An 8,612-nucleotide genomic window follows, 5' to 3' on the forward strand; every position below is an offset into this window, starting at 1 on the left:
GGGTTAATCTGGCGGAATATTACAGTAAGAGCGTCCCAGACCGTCGTCACTAGGCGGCAAAACAAGGCACTGTCAAAGCTACTCTCTGAAATCAACAATGTGCTACACAAGAGCGTTCAGTCTATTAGCATCGGCCCGGTTGGCAACTTCTTGCTGGAATTCAGCGAACTCGTATGGGGTGTATGTGTACCTCACATCAAATCATTGCCACCACGCTTAATTATAGTTTTTGTGAGTTCCATTGTGGAATAGATCTTACAATTGATGTCATGGCGGATCATGTAATACGATATGCCCGAGCCGAAGTCGACGTTCGACGCGACCTACCCGTGCGAGTTCTACGAGCCGGCGGAGCTGTTCGAGCCGGACCTGATGTACACCGTCCCCGAGATCGCCCGGCTGCTGCAGGGGTTAGAGCCGGGCGCCCAGGTCGACCCCGACACCGAGGCGGTCCTGATCGACTGGGCGATCCCGTGGGTGATGGCCCACGCCGAGGACATCGTCATCGCGGAGCCGCTGGAGGAGGACGGCCCCGGCTACTACGGGGTCGCCGAGCACGCGGTCGACGAGAGAGACGCGAGCGAGGAGAGCGCCGGGAGCGACGGCGCCGAGGGTGACGCGGACGCCGACGCAAGCGGCGGGAACGCGTGAGCGGGAGCCGACCCGACGACGCGCCGGTCCTGCTCGTCGCGGGCGGCGCCCGCGTCGACGCCGGGAAGACGACGTTCTCGACGGGGCTCGTGGCGCACCTCGCCGACCGGCTCGGCGACGCGGTCGGCGTCAAGCCCCGGGCCGGCAACGACTACTGGTTCGACCACGACGACTACCGGATCGCGACCGACGGCGGGCGCCTCTACGGGAAGGACGCGCGCCGGCTCGCGGCCGCGAGCACGCGACCGCTCGCCGCGGTCGGCGGGGAACGTCGTCCCGAGGCGATCGCGCCCGAGGCGATCAACCCCGTCCACCGGCTCTGGCGGCCGACGCCCGGCCGGACCGGGATGCTTGGCGACGCGGACCGAACCTTCCTCTGCGACCGCGTCACCGGCGCGGACGCCGCCCGGTTCGTCGTCAACGGGGCGGCCGAGGAGGCGGGGCTCCTCCCCGAGGGACTCGGCGAGCGGCTGGCGCTCGCGAACGCAACCCGCGTGAGCGACGTGGCGGCGTTCAACGACGTGATGGCCACCGACTACCTCCCGGCGTTCGACCGGCTCGCGGAGCGGATCGCGGCGACGGCGGTCCCCGTCGTCGTCGAGTCGTACGCGGACGTGGCCGGCCCGCTCTCGCGGGACGGGCCGGTTGCGCCCGACGCGGTCGCCGTCGTCGACCCCGGTCGCGCCCGGATCTACGCCGGCGACCGATACGCGAGGGCCCGCGCGGTCGCCTCCGGGAGTCCCCGCGAGGGGACGATGGAGGAGCACACGGAGACCGTGACCGACATGATCGAACCGGTGGCGACGGTCGGCCTGCCGGCGCTCGGCGGTGAGGAGCGCGGCGATCCGCAACGGGTCGCGGAGCGCTACGGGGCGGCGTACGAGGCGCTGTTCGAGGCGGTCTGACGCCTCCGGAGAGGGAGCAAAGCCGCTTCACGGCTACTGAAAAGGCGGCAGCGGGGTCAGGCGTTCCGCTTCGTGTAGTGGTCGATCGCCGACTCGATCGAGGAGAGGTCGGTGTTCACCCGCGAGTCGGCGACGCGCATGAAGCCGGGGGTGTAGGAGGCGGAGTAGTCGAAGATGGCGTTGACCGCGCGCTTCGGCGCGGAGACGGCCGCGAAGTCGGTGACCGTGTACACGCGGGTCGTCGGGAACGCGGTCCAGAACGTGCCGGAGGCCCAACGGTCCTCGTCCTCGAAGGTCGTCCCGACCCGCCCGGTGGCGAGGTACTCGCCGTCGTGGTAGAACAGCAGAAGGTCGCCCTCCTCCATCCGCTCGAAGGTGGAGCCGTTGCCGGTCTCGTCGTCGACGGCCCACAGGCGCGCCTCGTCGAGGTCGGCCACCGGGTCCGGTCGGTCGTCGTACTCGGTGAGATCGACCGCGGACTGGACCGTTCGGTCGAAGTTCTCCGGGTCGATCGGGACCAAGAAGACGTTCGCACTCATTGGCTCTAATTTCTCCGGGAGGGTTTTAAAGCCGTCCGTTGCCGCGTCGGTCCCGTCCGGGATCGACGGGGCTCGGATTCCGGGAGGGCGGGCCTCAGTCGTCGCCGTACTCGGCGTAGCTCTGGTCCATGCGCGCGGCCATCACGAAGTCGGACTCGTGGAGCCCGTCGATGTCGTGGCTCCACATCTCGACGCCGACCTCGCCCCACGACAGGTGGATGTCCGGGTGGTGCCACTCCTCCTCGGCGAGCTCGCCGACGTCGTTCGTGAACGCCAGCGCGGCCGCGAAGTCCTCGAACTCGTAGGACGCCTCCAGGTGGTGGTCGTCGACGACCTCCCACGCATCCCCCAGCTCGGCGAGGTACTCGGCGTACTCGTCGTCGGTCAGCGGCTCTTCTCCCTCCTCCGCGTGTTCGACCGGCTCGTCCGCGAGCGATGATGGCATACACTGCTGTTGGGCGACGAGCGGCTTGTACCTTCGGTGCCGGATGGAGTATCTGTCCGGGTCGCGGGTTCCGGTGGCGCGACCGCTTCCGGTGGCTCCGTCAGTCGCTTATAAATGACCGGCAACGGACCGACGGTGAACGCCCCCCCAGCCTCGTCGCCGGACTCCATCCGGCTGCAAGTGAGAACTTCGCTCTCGCCCCGTCGGTGGCGCCGTCGGCGCCACCGCGGTTTATTTATAAGTAGTCGAGACGACGGGCCGACCCGGATCGGTGCTCACCCCAGCCGGTCGCTCACCGCGCTTCTGATGCGGGCAACGAGCCCGGAGCCGTCGGCGGGTCCGGGCTCGCCGAGCTCCCAGTCGGCCCTCTCGGCCGCCTCGCGGATCGGCCGGTACTCGAAGCCGACGTGGGTCGCGACCCGGCGGTCCGAGGAGGAGGTGCCGACGAACACGTGTCGCGGCGTGTCGGCCTCGTCGCGGACGTCGCCGAGCGTCCCCCACTTGTCCCAGTTGCGGAGCGCGTAGTCGTTCCCGACGCCGCGCTCGCGGGCGAACCGCTCGACGGCGTCGGCGTCGTTGGCGACGATTCCGACGTATCGGCTCCACTGCCGGGCCTCGGCGAAGGCGGCTTCGGGGTCGGCGAGCCGCCGCGCCGCGCCGAGCGAGAGGACGAGCGTCAGCTCGCCGCTCCGGGTCGCGGGGTCGTCGTCGACGTCGAGGCTCATGGGTCCGCCTCGGGGATTCGCCCGCCGCCGACTAAACCGTGTGGGGAGGCTTATGAGGGGCGCGGGTGTTCCAAGCGGTGACATGGAGTTCGAGGCCACCTTCGGCACGGACGCCCCGGTGATCGGCATGGTACACCTCCCGCCCCTCCCGGGCGCGCCGCGGGCGCCGGCCGACGGCACCCGCGCGATGCGCGACGCGCTCGACCGCGCCACGGCCGACGCCCGCGCGCTCGACCGCGGCGGTGTCGACGGGATCATGGTCGAGAACTTCGGCGACGCCCCGTTCTACCCCGACGACGCGCCGAAACACGTCGTCGCGGCAGTCACCCGCGCCGCGACCGCGGTCGCCGGGGAGACGGCCCTCCCGCTCGGGGTCAACGTCCTCCGGAACGACGCCGAGGCGGCCCTCTCCGTGGCGGCCGCGGTCGACGCCGACTACGTCCGGGTGAACGTCCACACCGGCGCCCGCGTCACGGACCAGGGAATCGTCCAAGGGACGGCCCACGAGACGCTCCGGCTTCGAGAGGCGCTCGGCGTCGACGTCGGGATCTTCGCCGACACCGAGGTGAAACACTCCGCGCCGATCGCGGCGGAGGGGTACACCGCGGAGTCGTTCGCCGACACCGCCGAGCGCGGGCTCGCGGACGCCGTGATCGCCTCGGGACGGGGGACCGGCGAGGCGACCGACCCGGAGGCGCTGGAGGCAATCGTCGCCGAGCGCGACGCCCACGGCCTCGACACCCCGGTCCTCGTCGGGAGCGGGGTCCGCGCCGAGACGGTCGGCAACGCGCTGTCCGTCGCGGACGGCGTCGTCGTTGGCACGGCGCTCAAGGAGGGCGGCGAGACCACCGCCTCGGTCGAGCCGGAGCGGGTGGCCGAACTCGTCGCGCGGGCGGACGAGGCGCGGTGAGTTCGACCCCGGTCCTCACTCCCGGGCCGCGAGGAACCGCTCCGCCTCCTCGCGGGTCGGGAGTCCGCCCTGCGCGAACCGTTCCGTGCAGTTGATCGCGGCGACCGCGGCCGCGAAGCGGACGCCCCGGGCGAGCGCGTCGCCTCCGGTGACTGTCGGGTCGCTCCCGTCGCCGACCCACCGGTCGATCAGGCCGGCGACGAACGCGTCGCCCGCGCCGGTCGCGTCGACCACGCCGACGTCGAAGGCCTCGAACCCGCGCGATTCGCCGTCGGCCACGACCGTCATGCCGTCGGCGCCGTGCGTGAGGACCGCGCGCGGCCAGCCCTCGGTTGGGCCGGACCGTGCCTCCTGTGCGGCGGCGACCCGCTCGACCGCGGCCGCCTCGCCGCCGAAGTAGGCCGCGGCGGCAACGTCGCCGGCGACGAACAGGTCGGTGCGATGGAGGAGCCAGTGGACGGTCGCCGGCTCGGTGCCGCGGCCGACGAGTTCCTCGACCGGCCCGGAGAGGTCGAAGACGAGCGCGGGCGGGTCTGGAACGGTCTCGACGACGTCCAGCACCGCGCGGGAGACCGCGTCCGGAGTGTAGCCGGTGAGGAAAACGGCGTCAGCCGCGGCGATCGCCTCGCGGTCGGGAGTCGCGAGCCGGAGCTCGCGGAAGCTCTCGCCGGTCGTGACGATCGCGCGCTCGCCGTCGGGCGCGCTCAAGACGAGCGATCGGGTCGACGGGTCGTCGCCGACCGTCACGCGCGAGGCGTCCACGTCGGTCTCGGCGAGGTACCCGCGGGCGCGGCGGCCGTACTCGTCGTCGCCGACGCGGCTGACGAGCCCGACGTCGCGGCCGAGGCGGTCGAGCGCGACGGCGACGTTCGCGCCCACGCCGCCGAACGCGCTCGTCACCTCGCCCGCGAACGCGCCGCCGTCCGGCTCCGGGAGGTTGCTGACGGCGTACCACTCGTCTATCGCCGCGGCGCCGACCGCGACGATCGAGGGGGTCTCGCTCATGTGGACGGCCGGTACCGGCTCCCCGGTCCGGGACCCGACACGCTACGACTCCCCCGCGGACCCGTCCCCGTAGAACGACTCGTGAAGCGCCATGGCGGCCTCGGTCGCGATCGGGCCCGCGACGGTCGTCTCGCCGTCGGCGCGGCGGATCACCTCCTCGCAGGGCACCGTGACGACGTCGCCGGTGAGGCCGTCCAGCGTCTCGCCGTCGACGCCGAAGACGACCCGGTCGAGCCCGGCGTAGTGGACCCCGGTCGCGCACATCGGACACGGCTCGGTGCTGGCGTACATGGCGCAGCGCGCCCGCTCGTCGGCGTCGAGCTCCCGGCCGGCCCACCGCGCGAGCGTCATCTCCGGGTGCGCCGCGAGGTCGCCTTCGGTCCGTGTTTCGTTGCGCGCCTCGGCGACGATCTCCCCGTCGAGAATGAGGAGCGCTCCGAACGGGGTGTTCCCGCGTTCCACCGCCTCCTCCGCGAGCTCGATGGTCCGATCGACCAGCTCGCGGTCGGACGGGACGTCGTCGGCGTGATCGCCGTCGAGGGTGTGGTCGGCGTCGGCGGTGTCGCTCTCGGCGTTCCCCCCGCGCTCGTTCGACTCGGTCATACGGACGTGTTCGTCCGTGGGCACCTAACAGTTCGTTGGACGGACGGAGTCGGGTCGGTCAGGACGCGTCTCGGTCGTCGCCGACGTCGCCCGAGGCGCGGTCGGCGGGTTCGTCCGGCTCGCCCGGTCGGTCCGGTCCCTCGGCGCCCGCGTCGGCCGGCGAGGCCTCCTGTGACCGCCGCACGTCGCGGAGCGCGTCGACGGCGTCGTCGGTCGCCGCGGTCCGGGTCTCGGTCGCCGCGCCCGGGTCGAGCCCGGTCGGCTCCTCGTCGCTCCCGGCGGTGTCGGCCTCCGTGTCCCCTTCGGCGTCGGTCGGCGGGCCCGCGCTCTCGTCGTCGCCGGTCGCCCCGAAGATCCAGGTGCGCAGTCTCGACAGCAGTCCCATGGGTGGTCAGTAGTTCTTGAACAGCAGCGCGCGCACGTCGTCTTTCGTGCGCGCCGTCTCGACGTCGCCGTCGGGCAGTTCGACCTCGTACCGCGCGTCGCCGTCCGCCTCGCGCCACTTGTCGTCGTGGGTGTCGAGGAGGCTCATCATCGCGTCGAGCTGGCTGGCGCCGGCGTCGGTCGCCGTCTCGTCGTCTTCGGCGGTCGTCTCGTCGTCTTCGGCGGTCGTCTCGTCGTCTTCGGCGGTCGTCTCGTCGTCCGGCGAGTCCGCGGTCCCGTTCCCGTCCGGGGCGTCCGGTTCGGCTTCGTCAGCGTCGGCCGCGTCGGCCGCCTCGTCACGGTCGGCGTCGGCGCCGCCGATTCCGAGGTCGACACCGGCCCACGAGAACGGGTCCGTCGACAGCGACTCGGCCGCGTCGAGGACCGCGTCGACCAGCTCGGCCTTCGTCATGTCGCTGCGCCCGGTCACGTCGAACGCGGCCGCCATCTCGTACAGGTCCATCTCGTCGGCGGCGTCCGGGTCGCCGTGGCGTCGCGGGCGCGACTCGAGCCGGTCGCGGGCGTCGTCGCGGTCGAAGGGCGGGTGGTGGTCGTCGTCCGCCGAGTTCGCGGCCGTGGGGCTTCCGCCCTCGTCGCCGCCGAGCGCGGACGGGTCCGCGGCGCGCTCCGGGTCGTCGACGGCGTCGGCGACATCGAGGAGGTACGCGAGCGCGTCCTCGGCGTCGACGGACGCGTACGCGCCGGCGTGGGCCGCCGTCAGTTCCTCGCGGAGCGCCTCGATACGGTCCCGGTGGTCGTCGCTGATCTCGATGGTCGGCATGGTCAGTCGTGTTCCTCCTGGAAGCGCGCGAACGCCTCCTCCCAGCTCTCGACGAGCCGCGGCTCGCCCGAGTGGTCGGCCTGGACGCCGGCGTAGCCGCAGTCGTCGCAGGTGACCGCCGTCGCCCCGCCGAGCGCGAACGTCGACAGGGTCGTCCCGCAGCGAGGGCACTCGAGTGACACGGGCTATCACCTGAAGGATTGACGCGAGCCCTCAAAAGGACAGGGGGTGAAACGGGACGTGGTCGCGGCCCCCGCGACGAGAGCGCCGGCGCTGCGGGGCAACAATCATTAGAGTCGGCGGCGACCGTCCGGTATGAGCGAGTCGAACACGGAGAACCGCCTGCTTGGGTACTACCGCCGCTACGTCGGCGACCCTGACCGAGCGATCGACGTGTACGCGGGGTTCGGGCTCTTCTTCGCCGGAATCGGGCTCGGGCTCGTCGGCGTCGCGGTCTTCTTCTACAGCGCGACGCTCCCGCCCGAGGCGCTGTCGACGTACGCGGTCCGGGAGGTCGCCGCCGTCGCCGCCGCAGTCGGGCTGCCCGCCCTCCTGTTCGGTGTCGTCGTGCTGCTCCCCGTGGACCGGCGGATGCTGTACCTCGCCGGCGCCGGCACCGCGGTCACGCTCGTCGCCGTCGGGCTGTTCACCTGGGCGTACCCGTACAACTGGAACGTCTCCACCGCGACCGACTACAGCGCGCAGGTGGTCGCGGTGTACACCCTCGGGCTCGTCGCCGTCATCGCCGCGACCGGCGGCGCGCTGGTCGCGCACCGCGTCGAGCGTGCGACGGGCGCCGCGGCGGGCGCTACGACCGGAAGCGGCGCGGCCGGGGGCGGCACCGAAGGCGACGCCGGCTCCGGCGCGGGCGGCGACGGCGAGGCGGTCACGGACGCCGAGGTCCGGGCCGACATCGAGCGCGAGCTGGGGGACGCGGAGCTGACGTGGGGCGGCGTCGAACGCAGCGAGACGCGCCGCCTGGAGCTGGACACGAGCGCGGTCGACGACGTCGACGTCGACCGCGAGAAGCTCTCCGGGTCGGCCACGGAGACCCGGACGACCTCCGGGACGGTCAACGACGCGGTCTCGGAGCTGCAGGGGCTCCAGGGCGGCGAGAAGAAGACCGCGAGCGGCTCTGGGACCGACGACCAGGCCGCGAAGCTCCGGGAGCTCCGGGAGCAACAGCGACGGGAGGCCGAGGCGGACGACGAGGACGGGTCGGTCGTCGAGCGGATCAAGGGACTGTTCGGCTGAGCGCGATACGGTTTCGATCTTACGGCGGGCGTCGAAGCGGGCCGTTGCCCTCGATGTCTCCCGGACTCGTGTGTATTCGATGGTGACGCGGTTGGTTTCGCTGAATACCGTCTCCCTCACTTATAATCCGTTGCTGTCGCGGTGACTGCCTCCGACTCCTCAGCCGGTTAGTTATAACGGATTGGTGATGGATCGGGGGAGAACATCCCCAAAGCCCCAGCCGCTCGCTTATAAATCGCCGCCGGTGATTCCGCGACGAACCCCTCCAAAGCCCCAGCCTCGTCACCGGCGCTACGCGCCGGTTGCAAGCGAGAGCTTCGCTCTCGCCCTGTCAGTCGTCCTCCGCGTCGCTCCGGACGACTGACTCCCTC

General features: G+C 71.6%; 12 protein-coding genes. 4 read left to right on the forward strand and 8 right to left on the reverse strand.

Annotation, left to right across the window (positions count from 1 at the left end; all coding sequences use genetic code 11):
- Positions 1-291 precede the first annotated feature (291 nt).
- Together N5096_RS05020 and N5096_RS05025 are read left to right on the forward strand one after the other, a co-directional pair.
- Positions 292-651 (forward strand): DUF5827 family protein, encoded by a 360-nt coding sequence (locus N5096_RS05020; RefSeq protein WP_267663230.1) that lies wholly within the window; start codon positions 292-294, stop codon positions 649-651.
- Positions 648-1,556, forward strand: coding sequence for an ATPase (locus tag N5096_RS05025; RefSeq protein ID WP_267663231.1), 909 nt, complete (start codon positions 648-650; stop codon positions 1,554-1,556). The genes N5096_RS05020 and N5096_RS05025 overlap by 4 nt, the downstream gene beginning before the upstream one ends.
- Positions 1,557-1,612: 56 nt before the next feature.
- On the opposite strand, the gene N5096_RS05030 is transcribed toward N5096_RS05025, so the two are convergent.
- The 3 genes from N5096_RS05030 to N5096_RS05040 form a co-directional block, all read right to left on the reverse strand.
- Positions 1,613-2,095: a hypothetical protein gene (locus tag N5096_RS05030; protein ID WP_267663232.1), complete on the reverse strand. Its 483-nt coding sequence runs from the start codon at positions 2,093-2,095 to the stop codon at positions 1,613-1,615.
- A gap of 94 nt (positions 2,096-2,189) precedes the next feature.
- Positions 2,190-2,540 (reverse strand): 4a-hydroxytetrahydrobiopterin dehydratase, encoded by a 351-nt coding sequence (locus N5096_RS05035; RefSeq protein WP_267663233.1) that lies wholly within the window; start codon positions 2,538-2,540, stop codon positions 2,190-2,192.
- A 275-nt stretch (positions 2,541-2,815) separates the two neighbouring features.
- A complete protein-coding gene (locus N5096_RS05040; RefSeq protein ID WP_267663234.1) occupies positions 2,816-3,265 on the reverse strand; it encodes a DUF7124 domain-containing protein in 450 nt (149 codons plus the stop codon).
- A gap of 82 nt (positions 3,266-3,347) precedes the next feature.
- Here N5096_RS05040 and N5096_RS05045 point away from each other — a divergent pair, with 82 nt between their 5' ends.
- Positions 3,348-4,175 (forward strand): BtpA/SgcQ family protein, encoded by an 828-nt coding sequence (locus N5096_RS05045; protein ID WP_267663235.1) that lies wholly within the window; start codon positions 3,348-3,350, stop codon positions 4,173-4,175.
- A gap of 15 nt (positions 4,176-4,190) precedes the next feature.
- Here N5096_RS05045 and N5096_RS05050 read toward each other — a convergent pair whose 3' ends face one another.
- From N5096_RS05050 to N5096_RS05070, 5 genes are read right to left on the reverse strand one after another with little or no spacing between them, the layout of a single operon-like run.
- Positions 4,191-5,180, reverse strand: a complete 990-nt coding sequence (locus N5096_RS05050; protein ID WP_267663236.1) for a carbohydrate kinase family protein — start codon at positions 5,178-5,180, stop codon at positions 4,191-4,193.
- A 42-nt stretch (positions 5,181-5,222) separates the two neighbouring features.
- Entirely contained in the window at positions 5,223-5,783 is a 561-nt protein-coding gene (locus N5096_RS05055; RefSeq protein ID WP_267663237.1) for a nucleoside deaminase, read from the reverse strand.
- A gap of 58 nt (positions 5,784-5,841) precedes the next feature.
- Positions 5,842-6,168 (reverse strand): hypothetical protein, encoded by a 327-nt coding sequence (locus N5096_RS05060; RefSeq protein WP_267663238.1) that lies wholly within the window; start codon positions 6,166-6,168, stop codon positions 5,842-5,844.
- Positions 6,169-6,174: 6 nt separating this feature from the next.
- Positions 6,175-6,987 (reverse strand): hypothetical protein, encoded by an 813-nt coding sequence (locus N5096_RS05065; RefSeq protein ID WP_267663239.1) that lies wholly within the window; start codon positions 6,985-6,987, stop codon positions 6,175-6,177.
- A 2-nt stretch (positions 6,988-6,989) separates the two neighbouring features.
- Positions 6,990-7,169: a zf-TFIIB domain-containing protein gene (locus N5096_RS05070; RefSeq protein WP_267663240.1), complete on the reverse strand. Its 180-nt coding sequence runs from the start codon at positions 7,167-7,169 to the stop codon at positions 6,990-6,992.
- Positions 7,170-7,302: 133 nt separating this feature from the next.
- On the opposite strand from N5096_RS05070, the gene N5096_RS05075 reads away from it, so the two are divergent.
- Positions 7,303-8,241: a cell division protein CdpA domain-containing protein gene (locus N5096_RS05075; RefSeq protein ID WP_267663241.1), complete on the forward strand. Its 939-nt coding sequence runs from the start codon at positions 7,303-7,305 to the stop codon at positions 8,239-8,241.
- Positions 8,242-8,612 lie beyond the last annotated feature (371 nt).

The organism is Halorubrum yunnanense (assembly GCF_026586675.1).
Classification (GTDB): domain Archaea; phylum Halobacteriota; class Halobacteria; order Halobacteriales; family Haloferacaceae; genus Halorubrum; species Halorubrum yunnanense.

Excerpts from the sequence above, each read along its gene's own strand:
- N5096_RS05020 (WP_267663230.1), top strand. The coding sequence starts at position 292 with ATGCCCGAGCCGAAGTCGACGTTCGACGCGACCTACCCGTGCGAGTTC.
- N5096_RS05030 (WP_267663232.1), bottom strand. The coding sequence starts at position 2,095 with ATGAGTGCGAACGTCTTCTTGGTCCCGATCGACCCGGAGAACTTCGAC.
- N5096_RS05035 (WP_267663233.1), bottom strand. The coding sequence starts at position 2,540 with ATGCCATCATCGCTCGCGGACGAGCCGGTCGAACACGCGGAGGAGGGA.
- N5096_RS05040 (WP_267663234.1), bottom strand. The coding sequence starts at position 3,265 with ATGAGCCTCGACGTCGACGACGACCCCGCGACCCGGAGCGGCGAGCTG.
- N5096_RS05045 (WP_267663235.1), top strand. The coding sequence starts at position 3,348 with ATGGAGTTCGAGGCCACCTTCGGCACGGACGCCCCGGTGATCGGCATG.
- N5096_RS05050 (WP_267663236.1), bottom strand. The coding sequence starts at position 5,180 with ATGAGCGAGACCCCCTCGATCGTCGCGGTCGGCGCCGCGGCGATAGAC.
- N5096_RS05055 (WP_267663237.1), bottom strand. The coding sequence starts at position 5,783 with ATGACCGAGTCGAACGAGCGCGGGGGGAACGCCGAGAGCGACACCGCC.
- N5096_RS05060 (WP_267663238.1), bottom strand. The coding sequence starts at position 6,168 with ATGGGACTGCTGTCGAGACTGCGCACCTGGATCTTCGGGGCGACCGGC.
- N5096_RS05065 (WP_267663239.1), bottom strand. The coding sequence starts at position 6,987 with ATGCCGACCATCGAGATCAGCGACGACCACCGGGACCGTATCGAGGCG.
- N5096_RS05075 (WP_267663241.1), top strand. The coding sequence starts at position 7,303 with ATGAGCGAGTCGAACACGGAGAACCGCCTGCTTGGGTACTACCGCCGC.